Source organism: Vibrio sp. JC009 (assembly GCF_029016485.1).
Classification (GTDB): domain Bacteria; phylum Pseudomonadota; class Gammaproteobacteria; order Enterobacterales; family Vibrionaceae; genus Vibrio.
In genome coordinates, this window is record NZ_CP092107.1 from 208763 (window position 1) to 226316 (window position 17554).

Consider the following 17554-nt stretch of genomic DNA (forward strand, 5'->3'; position numbering starts at 1 on the left):
GCACTACTGGTATGAGGTTTGGTGAAAATTTGCTCTTTCGGGAGTAAGATTTACTCAAAATGTGATGTATTTCAATTTTTTCTGGCTTTTTCATCCGATATAGGGCAGAATCAGCGCCCCTTAAGAGTTGTCCCAAACAGCTTTGTGCGTTTTTATACTGTACAAATATCTATTTGATATGTTCGCAAGAGAATGGATTCGGCACTGAACCTGACGGTATCGGAATTTGAAAAGCTAGTGGGACCCATGTTTACAACTACACAGTAGGATCCCAATGCAAGATTCTGATATTAAATTCAGTGACCTGTCACTGAATGACGCGCTTTTGTCTTCTCTAAACGACATGGGCTTTGTTTCTCCAACCCCAATCCAGGCAGCGGCTATTCCGCACCTTCTTGAAGGTAAAGATGCGCTGGGTAAAGCGCAGACTGGTACAGGTAAAACTGCAGCATTCTCCCTTCCTCTGCTAAATAATCTGAACCTAAAGCAGTACAAGCCACAGGCGATCATTATGGCGCCGACTCGTGAGCTTGCGATTCAGGTAGCCGCGGAAATCAAAAACCTTGGTAAGAACATTAAAGGTCTGAAAGTTCTTGAAATCTACGGTGGTGCATCAATTGTTGACCAGATGCGCGCACTTAAATCCGGTGCACACATTGTTGTTGGTACGCCTGGCCGTGTTCAGGATCTGATTAAGCGTGACCGTCTGCACCTGGATGAAGTGAACACCTTCGTACTGGATGAAGCCGATGAAATGCTTAACATGGGCTTTGTTGATGATGTTACCTGGATTATGGAACAGGCTCCGGAATCAGCGCAGCGCGTTCTGTTCTCTGCAACTATGCCTCCAATGCTTAAGACGATTGTTGACCGCTTCCTGCGCGATCCAATCCGCATTGATGTTGCCGGTGCTAACCACACAGTAGAAAAAGTAGAGCAGCAGTTCTGGGTTGTTAAAGGCGTAGAGAAAGACGAAGCAATGTCGCGTCTTCTTGAAACTGAAGAGACGGATGCTTCTATTGTATTCGTAAGAACCCGTCAGGACACTGAGCGTCTTGCTGACTGGCTGACGGCGCGTGGCTTTAAAGCGGCTGCACTTCACGGTGATATTCCGCAGTCACTGCGTGAAAGAACGGTTGATCACATCAAAAACGGTGTTATCGACATTCTTGTTGCAACAGACGTTGTTGCACGTGGCCTTGACGTGCCAAGAATTACACACGTATTTAACTACGACATCCCGTTCGATGTTGAGTCATACATCCACCGTATCGGCCGTACCGGTCGTGCTGGACGTAAAGGTAAGGCGATCCTTCTTGTTCGCACTAACCAGATCCGTATGCTTCGCACCATTGAGCGTGTAACAAAATCAAGCATGCAGGAAATCCAGCTTCCACACCGCGACAAAGTGGCAGAAGCACGTCTGGAAAAACTGGGTACTGAGCTTGAGCTTGAAAAAGAGCACTCAGCACTGGAAAACTTTGCTGAGCTAATTGAAAAGCTACAAGAACAACTTGAAATCGATGCGACAACTCTTGCAGCAATGCTTCTTAAGCGTGCTCAGGGTAAGCGTCCTCTGTTCTATAAAGGTCCGGACCCAATGGTTGCGGCTATCGAGCGTGAGAAACAACGTCGCAAAGAGCGTCGTGAAGGTAACCGCGATGGCAACCGCGAAGGTCGCCGTGGCGATCGTTCATTCGGTGGCAAGCAGGACTGGGATACTTACCAGCTTCAGGTTGGCCGTGAGCAGGGTGTTCAGGTTAAAGATATCGTTGGTGCACTTGCTAATGAGCTTGGTCTGTCTAAAGGTTCTATCGGTGCAATCAAGCTTGCACCCGAGCACACTTTTGTTCAGTTGCCAAAAGCAATGAACTCTGAAACAGCCGGTAAACTTCGCAAGCTGCGTATCCGTCAGAAAGAAGCCGGTGCTGTTGTTTGTGATTTCGATGATTTCCGCGAGCGTGGCGGTCGTCGTGATGGCGGCAGAAGAGACGGCAACCGTGATGGTGGTGGTTACCGTGGTAACCGTGAAGGCGGTCGTGGCAACCGTGGTGGCCGTGACGGCGAGCGTCGTTTTGACCGCAACCGCGGTGGCGATCACAGAGGCAGTCACAGAGGTGAACGTTCTGGCCGTGGTAAAAGACACGAAGGTTAATACCAGAACAAACACTCAAAAATTTTTGAAGCCGGGCTTATAGCCCGGTTTTTTTATGCCTTATTGATGATTTGTATTTAATTTGTTATTAAATTCATAAGTCAAATTAAATTGTAGTTTGATTTATATCAATAAAAATCGGTTGCCAAAGCAGTTTGATATCAATTAAAGTTGAATAATTCAAAAATTATTGAATAATGTGAAAACTCTACAACGCACAGTGCGTGTAAAAAACTGGACAACATAGGAAATGGTCTCATGGCAAACAGCTTTGTACTTGTGATTAACTCTGGCAGCTCATCACTAAAGTTCGCGGTAATCGATTCTGCAACCGGTGATGCAGTATTAAGTGGTTTAGGCGAATGTTTTGGTCTGCCTGAAGCGCGAATGAGCTGGAAATATCAAGGCGAAAAAACTGAAGTAGCAATCACGGATGAAGGTAATCACCATCAGGCAGCAATCTCAAGACTTGTTGATCTGGTAAATGAACTTGGACTGACAGAAGAAGTTGTGGCAGTGGGTCACCGCGTTGTACACGGTGGTGAAACATTTACGAAGTCAGTACTGATTGACGACCAAGTCATCGCTGATATTGAAGCTGTTAAAGATCTTGCTCCTCTGCATAACCCTGCAAATATCCTGGGTATCAAAGCTGCACTGGAAGCTTTCCCGTCACTGCCTCAGGTTGCTGTATTTGATACGGCATTCCATCAGACTATGCCTGCTAAAGCATTTACTGGTGGTATCTCTCACGAACTGTACGAGAAGTACGCAATCCGTCGCTACGGTTTCCACGGTACAAGCCACTTCTATGTTAGCCGTGAAGCAGCAAAAATGCTGGATAAGAAACCTGAAGAATCAAGCTTTATCTCGGTTCACCTTGGTAACGGAGCTTCTGTATGTGCAATCAACAAAGGTAAGAGTGTTGACACATCTATGGGCTTTACTCCGCTTGCGGGCCTTATGATGGGTACTCGTAGTGGTGACCTTGACCCAGGCGTAATTGAGTTCCTGATGAAGAAAGGCTGGACTCCGGAGCAGGTATTTGAAACTCTGAATAAGAAATCTGGCTTCCTTGGTGTTTCAGGTCTTACCAGCGACGCTCGTGGTATTCTTGAAGCGATGGAAGAAGGTCATGAAGGCGCACGCCTTGCGTTTGACGTGTTTACTTACCGTGTCGCTAAGTACATCGGTTCTTACATGATCCCTCTGGATGGCATTGACGGTATTATCTTTACCGGTGGTATCGGTGAAAACTCTCTGCCGATTCGTCGTGAGATCCTGCAAGATCTTAAGCTTCTTGGCTTCGTTGAAGATGAGAAGGGCAACGAAGAAGCTCGCTTCGGTAATTCAGGCATCATCGGTAAGTCTGAGCTGCTTGACGCTGTTGTTATGGTTATTCCAACCAATGAAGAGCTAGTTATAGCGCAGGATGCTGTTGCGTTAATCTAATATATTGAAAAATAAAGGTATTTTGTTTTTCGTTATCATCTTAACCATAAATTCCATGTTGAGTTGGTAATGACAATCTAAGATATAAAGCCCAGGATCGCCCCTGGGCTTTGTTGTATCTGCAAAAACTCGTGCAGGAAGGGGCAAACCCAGAACTTCCGTTAATCGCCAGTTATGGAACCGATAGGTTGTGGAATCAAAGTTACGATCCTTCAGTTGAATTGCCTGATTTAGCAAAAACAAGCAGGTTAGAGGGTTACAGAGACTGGAATAAGCCGCTGAGTGGATATAAAGTGTTTGCTAACTGGCTACATCAGGAAACTATGGCCAGTTATGAGCGAGCAATGCAGATACAAGAGCAAACCGTGAGGGGGAATCTTGTTAAAGGTAATATACATGCTGAACGTTTGTCAGCTTTGCAAGAAGCACTAGATATTGTTTTAAAACCATCTGGTTGGTCCAATGTTCATTACTCTGCTACTGCGAAGCAAGTTGTAGCTACTCATGAAACACAGGGTAATGTACCTATTGCGCTATTGAGTGATGGGGTACGTAACATGATCGGGATGGTTGCCGATATCGCTCGTCGGGCGATACAACTTAACCCGCATTTAGGGACAAATGCCGTTTCTGATGTGGAAGGGATTGTTCTGATTGATGAAGTCGACATGCACCTTCATCCACAATGGCAAAGAACGATTTTAGGTAGCCTGAGGACAGCTTTTCCTTTTATTCAGTTTATTGTTACCACTCATTCTCCACTAGTGATCAGTGACAGCAAAGATATTCATGTAAACCTGTTAGATAGTCCTGAGAAGGCGACTTCATTGCCTGAGTTATATGGTCAGGATGCGAACTCTATTCTCCTGGATGTTATGGATACCGATATTCGAGCGGCGGAGATCAATGTAAAGCTTAACGATCTGCTTGATGCTATTCATGAATCAGATATTCCAAAGGCCAGGGAGTTGATAGATGAGTTAGAAGCTGAATTGCCTGCGGCTAATATTGAGCTATCAAAAGCAAAACTTATGCTTCGTAAAAAGGAGCTGAAAATTGCGCAAAATAGTTAAGCGACAGGGTTTTGAACCACAAAGTTTGACGGATTGGAAAAGAGCCAATCCAAATAAGCGCTATTCTCAGTTAAAAGATGCAGAAGTCCGTCAGGCTATACGAGAAGAAGCAATAAAAGAGCAGTATTACTTGTGTGGTGGTCATTGTTGTCAGCCTATCTCTGGTAATGGGGATTGTCATAATGAACATGTTGAGGCTCAGGATCTAAACTCTAATAGAACGCTGGATTTTGGTAATATCATTGCAAGCTGTAATTCAAAAAAGCAATGCGGTGATGCTCACGGCTCTCAAGCTCTGCCTTTGACGCCTTTCATGGATGAGTGTGAAAGCGATTTGGTGTTTAAGATAAGTGGCCGTGTATCTGGAAAAACAGCAGATGCGATTGAGACGATTCGTGTTCTGAATCTGGGAGACTCCGAGCAGAACAATAAAAGCTTGATTGAAAAACGAAAGGCACTGGTTCATGCATTGCTCTGGAAAGAGGAAGTTAATCCTGAAGAAGGCTTAGAAGATGATGAACTTATTGATATGCTGATCGATGAGATATCCACTCCTAAGAATGGCAAGTTAGAGCCTTTTGTGCCAGTAGTCGTGAACATATTGCGACAATGGATTAAGTAATATCTAACCGGTAACGGTTTAAGTATATCAAAAGGCGAGCTATCAATTAGCTCGCCTTTTTGCATTTAAACAGTGGTCTGTGAACTATACTTTCTTGTAAGCGTCACTAATCCGGGATTCGACAAATGACTTCAAAGCTTGGCAGCAAGGGAGCGTCAGGCAAAGGGTGGTTGGAAAGGAGTAGTTTTAACTCTTTGTTTGAGGTGTTGGCTTCGCAAGGGTATAAGATCATGGGGCCGGTCGTCAGAGATGGTGCGATCGTTTTTAACGCAGTGACCTCCGCAAAAGCACTGGCTTTTTCTGTCCACGATGAGCAAAAAGCAGGCAGCTACCAGCTTGTCTCAGATAATTCATGCCGTTATTTCAACTGGCACCACGGGCCTCAGGCTTTAAAACCTTTTTTGTTTAAACCCGAACAGCTGCTTTGGGTATGCGACAGCGCAGATAATGATCTTAATTTCCGCTCCGGGTTATCCGAACCTGAAAATATTGCTGTTATAGGCGTCAGGGCCTGTGATTTGGCTGCGCTTGCCCTTCAGGATAAGCACTTTCTGCATGGAGAGCATCAGGATCCTTTTTATCAGAAGCAGCGTGAGAAGATGCTGATTATTGCTGTTAATTGCAGTGACAGCGGCGAGCACTGCTTTTGTGTTTCCACCCATTCAGGCCCAGAGGTCAGATTTTACTATGATTTACTGATTGATGAACTTGCTGACGGCTTTGTGCTTAAAGCCGGAAGCGAAAAAGGTCTGAAAATCCTCGATGAACTTAAGCTTCAGGACTGCACAGAGGTGCAACTTAAGCTGGCTGATGCGCAGAGAAAAACGGCAGCGATATCTCAGACCAGATCTTTACCTGCACCTGAAGAGCTTATGAAACTATCTCAGATTCTGCCCGAACGATACTGGCTGGAAGCCGCAGAGACCTGCCTTTCATGCGGTAACTGTACTCTGGTATGTCCGACCTGCTTTTGCAGCAAGCAGGTGGTAGTAAACCGGATCAATGAAAACGGTGAAGGGATTCAGTCTTCTCATATTCGCGTTTGGGATTCCTGCTTTAGCCTTGAACATGCACATATCTTCGGCAAAAACTTCCGCAGTGATACAGCTTCGCGCTACAGGCAGTGGATGATCCATAAACTGGTTAACTGGCAAACCCAATACGGCCGTCATGGCTGTGTCGGCTGCGGGCGCTGTATTGCCTGGTGTCCGGCGGGCATTGATTTTTTGCAGCAAGTCCATCTGCTAATGGAGCAGTTGCCGGAGAATGCACCGGAGACACAGAGGGGGGGCGTATGAATAACATGGTTCCTGTCTCTGCCAGAGTAGTGAGTAAAACCGAGGAATCTCCGGATATAGTGACATTGTCACTTAAACTGGATACAGACAGACCTTTCAGCTTTCATTTCGGCCAGTTCAATATGCTTTCGGTTCCGGGAGTGGGTGAGGTCGCCATTTCTATTATGGGTTACAAAGAGGGACAATTGCTGCATACCATTCGCTCGGTAGGACGGGTGACCCGTGTGCTGACGGCAATGGAGCCAGGTCAGCAGATCGGCGTGCGCGGGCCTTTTGGCAAAGGCTGGCCGTTAAACGAGGCCATAGGCAAGGATCTGATTTTTATCACCGCCGGGCTTGGTTGCGCACCAGCTGTTGCCGCCATAAATCACGCCATAGAGAACAGGCAGAATTACCGGCGTATCGTTATTCTTCAGGGAGTTAAGCATCATTACGATCTTTTATGGCAAGAGCAGTATGAAATCTGGCGGGTAAGGCATAAATGTCAGGTTCTGCTTGCTGCCAGTGAGGAAAATAAAGATAAGCGAAACTGGCGTTTAGGCGTGGTAACTGAGCTGATTAACCATGCTCAGTTTGATAAAGATTCCTGCGTTGTGATGATGTGCGGCCCGGAAATTATGATGAAAGCCGCAATCCGGGATCTGGCAAAGCTGGGTGTATCAGAGAGTGCTTATTATCTGAGTCTGGAGCGTAATTTTCAGTGCGGTCAGGGCTTTTGTGGGCATTGTCAGATTGGACCGTTTTTTGTCTGTAAAGATGGTCCGGTATTTCACTATCCGGAAATAAAGCCCTGGTTTGGCAGGGAGGGTTTCTGATGGCCAGACTGACAGTCGCAATCCATAAACTGACCTCCTGCTCAGGTTGTCAGCTCGCTTTTCTTAATCAGGGCGAAACTCTGTTGAGCCTGATGCGTTACTTAGATATCTGCCATTTTGTCGAGGGCGGTATTTTCAATCCGACGGTCAGAGCCGATCTGGCCTTTATCGAAGGCAGTATTACCACTCAGGATGAGTTAGATCTTGTTAAAGCTATCAGAGAGCAAAGTAAGGCAGTGGTCACCATGGGGGCCTGTGCCACTTCCGGAGGTATACAGGCGCTGCGCAATTTTGCTCAGATAACCGGTGGTACTGAAGCCATAAAGGGCCAGATATATGCCAGCCCGGACTTTATAGAGACGCTGGATGAAGCTATGGCTGTCTCTGAGGTGATTAAAGTGGATTATGAGCTCTGGGGCTGCCCGGTCTCGGCAGAGCAACTGATCGCTTTTGTCTCTCAACTGCTGCTTGGCGCGCAGCCTGCAGAGAGCCGTGAGAAGCTCTGTATGGAATGCAAAAGGCAGCAGAACATCTGTACTTTAGTCACTAAACAAGGGCTGTGCATGGGGCCGGTAACGAGAACCGGATGCGGAGCATTATGCCCCTCATACGGCAAAGCGTGCTACGGCTGTTATGGCCCGGCGGAACAGGCCAATAATCGGGCATTAGCAAACCGGTTTAGCGGACTGGGTCTGGTGGATGATCAAAGCCTTGTCAGGCGCTTTGCGCAGTTTCATAACTCGTCACCTGAACTTAAAAAAGAGATCGATTTTATGCTGGGGGAGCACGATGACAAACAGAAGGATTGACGTTAAGGTTCCCTTTATCACCCGCGTAGAAGGTGAAGCTTCACTGGAGCTGACAGCAAAAGGGGACAAAATAGAAAATATCAGGCTTAAGATTATTGAGCCCCCCCGTTTTTTCGAGCGTCTGGTTGTTGGCAGAAGTTTTCATGATGTACCCGAACTTAGTGCAAGGATCTGCGGTATCTGCCCTCTGGCCTACCAGTTAACATCGATTCTCGCCTTTGAACGGCTTTTTGGTATCGATCTTCCTCAGCCCCTTAAGCAGCTCAGGCGGGTGTTCAATCTGGCTGAATGGATACAGAGTCATGCGCTTCATATTCACTTCCTTGCTTTGCCCGACTTTCTGGGTTTTAACAATGCGCTTGATATGGCTAAAGCACACAAAGCCGAATTTGAGAGAGGAGTGCGGATACAGGGCTTTGGTAATCAGGTAATGGCGATGCTGGGAGGACGAAGCGTGCACCCTATTGGCCTGAAGGTCGGCGGCTTTGGTAAATTACCTGAGGCGGGTAAGCTAAAAGAACTTGGTGAAAAGGCGAAGGAGACCCGAATTCTTGCTGCTGAACTGGTCAGGTTTTGCGGTAAATTAAACAGGCCCGATTTTTCCCACAGCTTTAACTATGTCAGCCTGAAATCCGGGCTGGATTATCCGATAAACAGCGGCAATATTGTCGGTGCCTGCGATCTGGATATCAGTCAGAAAGCGTACCCGGATTACTTTAAAGAGCATCAGGAGCCCCATTCAACCGCATTGTATTATCTGTTAAAAGGGCAGGATTACCTTGTCGGGCCGCTGGCCAGGTATAACAATAACCGGGAGTATCTTGATGAAGGAACAAAAGCCCTGGCAAAAGATGCCGGGCTTGAGGGAGAGAGCCTGAATATGTTTGACAGCATTCTAATTCGGGCGCTTGAAATTCACTACGCTTGTGGCGAGATTGAGCGGCTCCTCAGAGAATATAGCCCCCCTGATTCAGCCAGTGTCGAGTTTACGGCAAAAGCCGGATGGACATGTGCCGTTACTGAGGCCCCGCGCGGGCTGATATACCACGCCTACAAAGTCAATGAGCGGGCAGAAATAGAAAGCTGTGCCATCATTCCTCCCACCAGCCAGAACCAGGCCCGGATAGAGGCCGACCTGAGAGCGTCAGTGGAGAGTTTTGGGCTGCACCACAGTGATGAAGCACTAAAACAGTTTTGCGAGCAGGTGATCCGCAATTACGATCCCTGCATCTCCTGCTCAACGCATTTTCTTAATCTGACTCTGAATAGAAAACCGCTCTGAATTTGTGTATCAGGCCAATTTTCAGCCAGTTAGTTGAATAAAGTTCGGTATTTACTGGCGTAAAGTGATAATTTTAACCCAGAGCACAACGCAGGCCCGGTAGTTGGGTTATCTTGGCGTTTTTGTAATATCTTCAACGGACAGTATCGATGTTAAAAAGAGTTTTTGCGTTTTTATTCAGTTTCTTGTTTTTCTTTCCCGCTTTATCTAATGCCTCCGATACATTAAAAGTTTACTCAGCGGCTTCCATGACCAATGCGATTAACGAAGTCAGTGCTGCTTTTAGCGCGAAAACGGGCATTAAAGTGACTCCGGTTTATGCCAGCTCTTCTTCACTGGCCCGTCAGATTGAGAAAGGGGCTCCGGCGGATATTTATATCTCTGCGAACAAAAAATGGGTGGACTATCTGATTAGCAAAGACCTTTTCTCTTCTACGGATACCAAAGTCATTGCCAGAAACCGCCTTGCTCTGATCACTTCAGTCAGAAGTCAGATTGAAAGTTTTGATATTGATAACTCTGATTTATGGGTTAAAAATCTGGAAAACAGCCGGCTGGCCATAGGGCAGACCAATTCAGTACCTGCGGGCATTTACGGTAAACAGTCTCTGAGCAATAGCGGCGTATGGCAGCAGGTGGAGCGTAAGCTTGCACCTGTGAATAATGTCAGGGTTGCGCTTGCGCTGGTTGAAAGAGAAGAGGCGAATCTGGGGATTGTCTATCAGACTGACGCAAAGATTAGTGACCGCGTAACGGTACTGGCACTGTTCCCTGAAGCGTCTCACGATCCTATCGTTTATCCGGCAGCACAGCTTAATCAGTCTGAAGCTGCCGGCGCGTTTTATCAGTTTTTAAGTAGCGATAAGGCGTCAGAAATCTTCGCTAAATTTGGTTTTCAAGGGTATTAAAGCGTGTTAACAGAGTTCGAAGTTCAGGCTCTGCTGTTAAGTCTGAAAGTGGCTTTTTTTGCAGTGATCTGGCTTCTTCCCGTCGGTGTCGGTCTGGCCTGGTTACTGGCTAAAAAAGAGTTCAGAGGAAAACAGCTGTTAGATAGTGTTATCCATCTTCCCCTTGTGCTTCCACCGGTTGTTATTGGCTACCTCTTGCTGGTTCTGATGGGTCGCCAGGGCGTAATAGGGCGATTTTTAAATGAGGCTTTAGGCATCAGCTTCAGCTTTAGCTGGAAAGGCGCGGCATTAGCTTCGGCTGTTGTTGCGCTGCCTTTGATGGTCCGGGCTATCAGGCTGAGCCTTGAAAGCGTCGATACAAGGCTGGAAGAAGCGGCCAGAACGCTGGGGGCAACGCCGCTCAAGGTCTTTTTTACCATAACATTGCCGCTAACACTGCCCGGCATTGTCACAGGCACCATGCTCTCTTTTGCCCGAAGTCTGGGAGAGTTTGGGGCAACCATCACTTTTGTGTCAAATATTCCCGGAGAAACGCAGACTATCCCGCTGGCAATGTTCACCTTTATTGAGACGCCCGGAGCTGAATTTGAGGCTGCAAGGCTCTGCGCTGTTTCCATCGCGGTTGCACTGACTTCTCTGTTTGTTTCTGAATGGCTGAACAGAAAATCACAAAGACAGCTGAAGGGGAGTGTGACTCAATGATTAAGATCAACATAGATCACCTGCTTGGCGAGATGAACCTGAAGCTGGATATTGAAATCCCTTCTAAGGGTATCACTGCCATCTTTGGCCGCTCCGGTTCGGGGAAAACATCCATTATCAATGCGGTAAGTGGTTTAATCCGCCCGGATAAAGGCCGCATTTCAATCGATGACAGAACGCTTTTTGACAGCGAGACCAAAACCAGTCTGCCAATTGAGCAGAGAAACATTGGCTATGTGTTTCAGGATGCCCGTCTGTTTCCCCATTACTCTGTAAAAGGCAACCTGCTTTACGGCGTGAAAGGGGAACTGGATAAAGCCTATTTCAGCCACATTCTTGAGCTGCTTCACCTGGAGCACCTTCTGGAGCGCTATCCGTCAGACCTGTCTGGTGGTGAGAAGCAGCGCGTTGCGATTGCCAGAGCCTTGTTGTCCAGTCCTCAGGTGCTGCTAATGGATGAACCGCTTGCTTCACTGGATCTGCCCCGGAAAAAAGAAGTGATGCCGTTTCTGGAAAAGTTATCTAAAGAGATCCAGATACCAATCCTCTATGTCACCCACAGCCTGAATGAGATATTAAGGCTGGCCGACCATCTGGTTCTTATTCAGCAGGGCAAGGTGGTGGACAGCGGAACACTGGAAGCTGTCTGGGGCTCTGAGGCCATGGCACCCTGGCAGTCATTTTCAGAGAAAAGCACGCTTTTAGAAGGCAAGATAGATAAGCAGCACGACAAATATGCATTAACACGAATTCTTCTTAACCGGGATACCGGTATCTGGGTACAGAAAATTGATGGTGAACCGGGTGAAAAGATCAGGCTACAGATCCGTTTAAATGATGTTTCCGTGACGCTGGATAAGCCGGAAAAAACCTCCATACGGAACATTATTCCCGCGGTCATTTCTAAAATTGATGTAAAAACAAATCACCATGGAAACCTGAGTATAACTCTGTCGTTGGATCTGGGTGATGGCTGTGTTCTTGAAGCCAGCGTAACTCAGTGGGCGCTCGATGAACTGGAGCTTAAAACAGGGCTGTCTGTTTATGCTCAAATCAAGGGGGTCAGTATTACCCAGAAGGATATGGCGATCCTGCCGGTACATGATTAATACCAATCCCAGCAATCACTGAACAGCTAATTACTGGTATTGGTATAAAAACCAGGATCACTCGAACCGGGTGATCCTGATGCTGTTACTGCCTGATTTCGACAGTGGAAGACTCTGGCGGGAGGGCTTCAGTGGAAAGCTCAGTATTTGCAATGATTGTCGTTTGCAAGTGTTGCTCTACCTCATTTATTGCCTTTTCCAGTTCCCTCGTAAATTCATCCGTCTCAAAATCTATATCAGTAATTTCAAACATAACCTAGCCTAATTCTGTATTGCATTATAAGAATAACCCAAAAAAATGGGTTATTTTGTCCCAATTTTGAGATGGATCGGGAGAGTCAGGCTAGGTTATTGAATATATACTCTATTTATTTTGCAAAAACTTCGATAAATTCTTTTTTAAGGATCGGATCGCGGCGGGCTTTCTTAACCTGCTTCACCATGTCCTTTACGCAATTGTACAAAACTTTATCTAAAAGCTCGGCACGATACTCTTCATGCTGCTCGTCAGTCATGTCTTTAGGCAGGTCCAGAGTCTGATACTCTTCCATAAAGTTTACACCTGCAAATGCCTGGCTTACTGAAATCAGTGCGTGGAATTGCTCAAAATTATCCAGGATGTTCTGAGCACTGGCCGGCATTTCATTCCAGGATTCGCGAACGGCTTCCTCTGAAACCTCGTGGATAGAAACAACCATGTTGAACATTTCCTGTGGCACTTCATCGTATTCGATTACTTTGCGAAGTTCCGCTGAAACTGTTGAAAGGTCCACAACCTGAGTTTGTTCTGTGTTTTCTTCAGACATCTATTTATTCTCTTGATTTATTAATTGCTGGAATTGGTACAATGCTATGCACATTAAGCGAAATGTCAACTGAGACTAAAAAGCCGCCCGTAGGCGGCTTTACGAATTCTGTACTGCAATAATCAGATGGCGTTTACGTCAGCGGCTTGCGGCCCCTTCTGTCCGTCTGTTACTGTGAACGATACCTGCTGACCATCTTGTAGGTTGCGGCGACCCGTTCCATTGATTGCTGAGAAGTGAACGAACACATCTTTGCCACCATTTTCAGGTGTGATGAAGCCGAATCCCTTGTCTTGGTTAAACCACTTTACAGTGCCATTGATTTTTTCACTCATAATTGTTCTCTATCTATCATAACTAGTTGATGCAAAAGCACATCAACAAAGTTACCGTACATCAATGGCAGGGCATCTGCCAGTTAAAATATTATGAATTATTTAAGGATGTGATCTAAGCCTTGCTTAAGCCGGAACGGGTGCTTGAGTTTAATCAGAAACCCGGTTTCTGCCTGCATGTTTAGCGCGATAAAGGGCTTCATCGGCCAGTTTAATTACCTCTTCAGGTTTGGAGGTTTCATAGCTGTCCGCCATACCGATACTGATGGTGACATTGACGGTATTTTTTGCGGCAGCGTCTTTGGATTTCCGGTTTTTAGAGCCGGTTTTGTTATTCGATGGTCTGGTGTCCATATTTCTCAGAGCCATCTCATAATTTGCGATGTCTTCCCTAAGCTCTTCAAGGAATTCGTGAGCATCGTCGGTATATTTGCCTTTAAACAAAACTGTGAACTCTTCGCCACCATAGCGGTAAACCCTGGCTTTGCCGCCCACATTCATCATTTTTGCTGCAACAAGCTTAAGGACATCATCACCCGTATCGTGGCCGTAGGTGTCGTTGAATTTTTTGAAGTGGTCAACGTCGAGCATTGCGATGGTAAAACGTCGCCCAAGGTGGCGCATCTCGGTTTCAAGAGCTCGCCTTCCCGGAATGCCGGTAAGCTGGTCCATATAGGCGAGTTCGTGGCTGGTGGTGATAATGGTCAGAATGAGCAGTATGCCACCAAGGGAGAAAAGCACCGATGAAATAAATTTGGTATCAAACAGGACAAATGTCAGAAGCGTCAGACACAGGCTGGTATAAATCGCAACATCGATGGATTTGCAATCTTTCAGCACTCTGATGGCGTACCACCCGGTAACAAAACTGCTGTAGAGAATAATCAGTATTGGCAGCTTTGAAATTTCAGGCACGGTGAAAAGCACATTCTGCCAGAAATCACTAAGACCGGACTCATTGACATGAACTACGGTCACAAGGGCCCATCCCAGCAGAAGTCCCAGTACGGCAATATAGCTAAACCCTTTTATGGTGAATAACTTACATTCGCTATAGAGGCTGGCAAGTATGCAGGCAACAGGAAAAATAAATGCCAGCAACAGGAACTCAAGTTTTGTGGTTCCGATGGAAAGGGGAGTCTGTAATCTGGTTTGTATAACGAAATAGGTAGCCGCCATGGCGATAGAGATCATACCGACACGGCCCTGGCTAAACATCTGGCACAGCAAAATGCAGACAGCAAAAAGAAAATAGGGGAGATTTACCGCAAACTGGAGGTTGCTCTGAACAACAAGTGTCACGTTGCCCATGCCCAATTGGAGCATACCTACCAGCAAAAGCGGGAAGATAAATCTGAAAAGACTTGAGTGCACAAATGACATTGATAATTTCTGGTTGTTGTTTACAGACGACTTAACTGCATTTTGAATAACAGAGCAGATAATGCCAATAAAATTGGAACAAAACAATTAATTCAGTAAAAGTGTGGCTAAACTATCAGATTTTGCATAAACCTTGAGCGACTGGAACCCATACAGATTTACCTTTGCCGGTAATAGTTTAAGCTAAGAAAGTAGCTTAAGTTTTTATCATGATGATAGTGGAGTAGAGACATGCAAATAAGTGTTGACGTTCATAACTACATGGAGACGCTTGTTGGAGCAGTGCTGGCAACGGACGAGTACATTGAGAAGTACGATAACGAGCAGTTAGCCGATTTGGCCTGCCTGGCACTTAACCAGATTAGACCTATATATATCCGCCATGATGTTGATTTTTTGGCAAGTACACAATCGGATAAACTTTATAAGCTTCGTCAACAAGCCTACGACGCGGTTGAAGCAGCTGAAACCATGATCAATGATGATCGTCGTAAAAATCGTGAGGATGATGAAGATATTCCGGTGATCTACAAAGATCTTAAAGAAGAAGATCAGGAACTGGAGTGGTATGAAAGCCCGATAATTCCTAATCATAAGAAATAACCAATTACGTAGTAGATAGGGAGTTTAGTGTGGGACTGTTTTCTAAGCTGTTTGGCGGTGGTAAGTCGGATGATAACGCGGCAACAGTAGAGCCGGTAGAATATAAAGGCTTTTTGATTTACCAGGAAGCAAAAGCAGAATCCGGGCAATACCGGATCGCAGGAAGAATAACAAAAGAAGTTGAAGGAGAACTGAAAGTTCATCAGTTTATCCGTTCTGACGTGGTGACGTCGGCAGCAGATGCGAATGAGCTGATGCTGAACAAGGCTAAGATGTTTATTGATCAGATGAACGGGAATATTTTCTGAGTCAGTTTTCCAGGCAAGCCGTATGATTTGGATCGACAGTTTGATACGAATCATGTCTACAGGAGTCAATAGCCGATATGCTGTTGACTCTTTTTGAATTAGAGCGCATTTTTTGACCAGTTAACCCTTGAAATACATGGGATTGGCGTGTTTTGCAGCGGAAATGTCACTCTCTGGTTTGACCTGATATAAATAAATACATAATGTTGTTTTTTTACATAAGATTTATGGGTATGCTTGCGCTCTTACTAATAAATCAATAAAGCTTTCGTACTTTTTTTACAGAGTATGTTTTGCTGACACCATCGTTTTAAATAAACATATAATTCATTGTGCCAATAGTAGGGAATAACTATGCAAATTGGTGTGCCTAAAGAGATACTTGCGGGTGAAACGCGAGTTGCTGCAACGCCGAAAACGGTAGAGCAGCTATTAAAAATGGGATTCGAGGTCTCAGTTGAGTCAGGAGCCGGCCTGCTTGCCAGCTTTGATGATGCGTCTTATGAGAATGCCGGAGCTAAAATTATTACAGCGGAAGAGGTTTGGAATACCGACCTGATCCTGAAAGTTAACGCTCCGACTGATGATGAGATCGAAGCAATTAAAGAAGGTGCAAGCCTGATCAGCTTTATCTGGCCTGCTCAGAATCCTGAATTAATGGAAAAACTTTCCAGCAAAAACATCAACGTGATGGCGATGGATGCCGTTCCTCGTATTTCACGTGCCCAGGCTCTTGATGCGCTTAGCTCAATGGCTAACATTGCTGGTTACCGCGCTGTGGTAGAAGCTGCGCATGAGTTTGGTCGCTTCTTTACCGGTCAGATTACCGCTGCGGGTAAAGTACCGCCAGCGAAAGTGCTTGTTGCAGGTGCTGGTGTTGCCGGTCTTGCTGCAATCGGTGCTGCGGGTAGCCTTGGTGCTATTGTTCGTGCGTTTGACGTTCGTCCTGAAGTAAAAGAGCAGGTTCAGTCAATGGGCGCTGAATTCCTTGAAGTTGATTTTGAGGAAAACTCCGGCTCAGGTGACGGCTACGCAAAAGAGATGTCTGATGAGTTCAACAAGAAAGCGGCTGAGCTGTATGCTGCTCAGGCTAAAGATGTTGATATCATCGTAACTACAGCGCTTATTCCGGGCCGTCCGGCTCCTAAGCTGATTACCAAAGAGATGGTAGACAGCATGAAAGCGGGTAGTGTGATTGTTGACCTTGCTGCTGCTAACGGCGGTAACTGTGAATACACAGTCGCTGATAAAGTGATCACCACTGAAAACGGCGTTAAGGTTGTGGGTTATACCGATATGGTTGGCCGTTTGCCGACTCAGTCTTCTCAGCTATACGGTACAAACCTGGTTAACCTGCTTAAACTTCTTTGCAAAGAAAAAGATGGCAACATCGATATCGACTTCGAAGACGTTGTACTTCGTGGTGTAACCGTTGTTAAAGAAGGTGAAGTAACCTGGCCGGCTCCGCCAATTCAGGTTTCAGCACAACCAGAAGTGAAAAAAGAGCCAGAGCAGCCAGTAGAAGTTAAAGAAGAAGAACCGCTTTCTCCTGTGAAAAAAGCAATTGGCGCTGCGGCGGCAATCGGTGCTTTTGCATGGGTTGCAAGTGTGGCACCTGCCGCATTCCTTGCACACTTTACGGTATTCGTTCTTGCTTGTGTGGTTGGTTACTACGTGGTCTGGAACGTAACACATGCACTTCACACTCCGCTAATGTCTGTAACGAACGCAATTTCGGGCATTATCGTTGTTGGTGCGCTACTTCAGATAGGTCAGGGCAATACTGCGGTTTCTGTTCTGTCCTTTATCGCCGTGTTAATTGCAAGCATAAACATCTTTGGTGGCTTTACCGTTACCAAACGTATGCTTGAAATGTTCCGTAAAGACTAAGGAG

The 17554-nt window shown here is 46.0% G+C and carries 18 protein-coding genes; 14 read left to right on the forward strand and 4 right to left on the reverse strand.

Going from position 1 to position 17554, the window contains the following annotated elements; all coding sequences use genetic code 11:
• Positions 1-274: 274 nt before the first annotated feature.
• The 11 genes from L3Q72_RS15875 to modC all read left to right on the forward strand — a co-directional run bounded on the left by L3Q72_RS15875 (position 275) and on the right by modC (position 12225).
• The gene (locus L3Q72_RS15875; RefSeq protein WP_275133136.1) at positions 275-2155 is read left to right on the forward strand and encodes a DEAD/DEAH box helicase; all 1881 of its coding nucleotides are present in this window, start codon (positions 275-277) and stop codon (positions 2153-2155) included.
• A 258-nt stretch (positions 2156-2413) separates the two neighbouring features.
• A complete protein-coding gene (locus L3Q72_RS15880; RefSeq protein WP_275133137.1) occupies positions 2414-3607 on the forward strand; it encodes an acetate/propionate family kinase in 1194 nt (397 codons plus the stop codon).
• A 110-nt stretch (positions 3608-3717) separates the two neighbouring features.
• Positions 3718-4680, forward strand: coding sequence for an AAA family ATPase (locus tag L3Q72_RS15885; protein WP_275133138.1), 963 nt, complete (start codon positions 3718-3720; stop codon positions 4678-4680).
• Entirely contained in the window at positions 4664-5302 is a 639-nt protein-coding gene (locus L3Q72_RS15890; RefSeq protein ID WP_275133139.1) for a TIGR02646 family protein, read from the forward strand. The genes L3Q72_RS15885 and L3Q72_RS15890 overlap by 17 nt, the downstream gene beginning before the upstream one ends.
• 125 nt (positions 5303-5427) lie before the next feature.
• Positions 5428-6600, forward strand: coding sequence for a 4Fe-4S dicluster domain-containing protein (locus L3Q72_RS15895; RefSeq protein ID WP_275133140.1), 1173 nt, complete (start codon positions 5428-5430; stop codon positions 6598-6600).
• Positions 6597-7415 (forward strand): FAD/NAD(P)-binding protein, encoded by an 819-nt coding sequence (locus L3Q72_RS15900; protein WP_275133141.1) that lies wholly within the window; start codon positions 6597-6599, stop codon positions 7413-7415. The genes L3Q72_RS15895 and L3Q72_RS15900 overlap by 4 nt, the downstream gene beginning before the upstream one ends.
• On the forward strand, positions 7415-8224 hold the full coding sequence (locus L3Q72_RS15905) for a hypothetical protein (protein ID WP_275133142.1): 810 nt from the start codon (positions 7415-7417) through the stop codon (positions 8222-8224). Before L3Q72_RS15900 ends, L3Q72_RS15905 begins: the two co-directional genes overlap by 1 nt.
• Positions 8205-9506, forward strand: coding sequence for a nickel-dependent hydrogenase large subunit (locus L3Q72_RS15910; RefSeq protein WP_275133143.1), 1302 nt, complete (start codon positions 8205-8207; stop codon positions 9504-9506). Before L3Q72_RS15905 ends, L3Q72_RS15910 begins: the two co-directional genes overlap by 20 nt.
• Before the next feature lie 149 nt (positions 9507-9655).
• Positions 9656-10414, forward strand: coding sequence for a molybdate ABC transporter substrate-binding protein (gene modA, locus L3Q72_RS15915; RefSeq protein WP_275133144.1), 759 nt, complete (start codon positions 9656-9658; stop codon positions 10412-10414).
• 3 nt (positions 10415-10417) lie between these two features.
• Positions 10418-11116, forward strand: coding sequence for a molybdate ABC transporter permease subunit (gene modB / locus L3Q72_RS15920; protein ID WP_275133145.1), 699 nt, complete (start codon positions 10418-10420; stop codon positions 11114-11116).
• The gene (gene modC, locus L3Q72_RS15925) at positions 11113-12225 is read left to right on the forward strand and encodes a molybdenum ABC transporter ATP-binding protein ModC (RefSeq protein WP_275133146.1); all 1113 of its coding nucleotides are present in this window, start codon (positions 11113-11115) and stop codon (positions 12223-12225) included. Before modB ends, modC begins: the two co-directional genes overlap by 4 nt.
• Positions 12226-12310: 85 nt before the next feature.
• Here the strand turns inward: modC and L3Q72_RS15930 are convergent, their stop codons facing one another.
• The 4 genes from L3Q72_RS15930 to L3Q72_RS15945 form a co-directional block, all read right to left on the reverse strand.
• Positions 12311-12478 (reverse strand): hypothetical protein, encoded by a 168-nt coding sequence (locus tag L3Q72_RS15930; RefSeq protein WP_275133147.1) that lies wholly within the window; start codon positions 12476-12478, stop codon positions 12311-12313.
• A 115-nt stretch (positions 12479-12593) separates the two neighbouring features.
• Complete coding sequence (locus L3Q72_RS15935; RefSeq protein ID WP_275133148.1) at positions 12594-13031, reverse strand: DUF3069 domain-containing protein; 438 nt, start codon at positions 13029-13031, stop codon at positions 12594-12596.
• A 122-nt stretch (positions 13032-13153) separates the two neighbouring features.
• On the reverse strand, positions 13154-13366 hold the full coding sequence (locus L3Q72_RS15940; RefSeq protein WP_275133149.1) for a cold-shock protein: 213 nt from the start codon (positions 13364-13366) through the stop codon (positions 13154-13156).
• Between the two features lie 150 nt (positions 13367-13516).
• On the reverse strand, positions 13517-14749 hold the full coding sequence (locus tag L3Q72_RS15945) for a GGDEF domain-containing protein (RefSeq protein WP_275133150.1): 1233 nt from the start codon (positions 14747-14749) through the stop codon (positions 13517-13519).
• Between the two features lie 231 nt (positions 14750-14980).
• On the opposite strand from L3Q72_RS15945, the gene L3Q72_RS15950 reads away from it, so the two are divergent.
• The 3 genes from L3Q72_RS15950 (at position 14981) to pntA (ending at position 17550) form a co-directional block, all read left to right on the forward strand.
• Complete coding sequence (locus tag L3Q72_RS15950; RefSeq protein ID WP_275133151.1) at positions 14981-15352, forward strand: late competence development ComFB family protein; 372 nt, start codon at positions 14981-14983, stop codon at positions 15350-15352.
• A gap of 29 nt (positions 15353-15381) precedes the next feature.
• Entirely contained in the window at positions 15382-15660 is a 279-nt protein-coding gene (locus L3Q72_RS15955; RefSeq protein WP_275133152.1) for an HlyU family transcriptional regulator, read from the forward strand.
• A gap of 354 nt (positions 15661-16014) precedes the next feature.
• A complete protein-coding gene (pntA, locus tag L3Q72_RS15960) occupies positions 16015-17550 on the forward strand; it encodes a Re/Si-specific NAD(P)(+) transhydrogenase subunit alpha (RefSeq protein WP_275133153.1) in 1536 nt (511 codons plus the stop codon).
• The last annotated feature ends 4 nt before the right edge of the window (positions 17551-17554 follow it).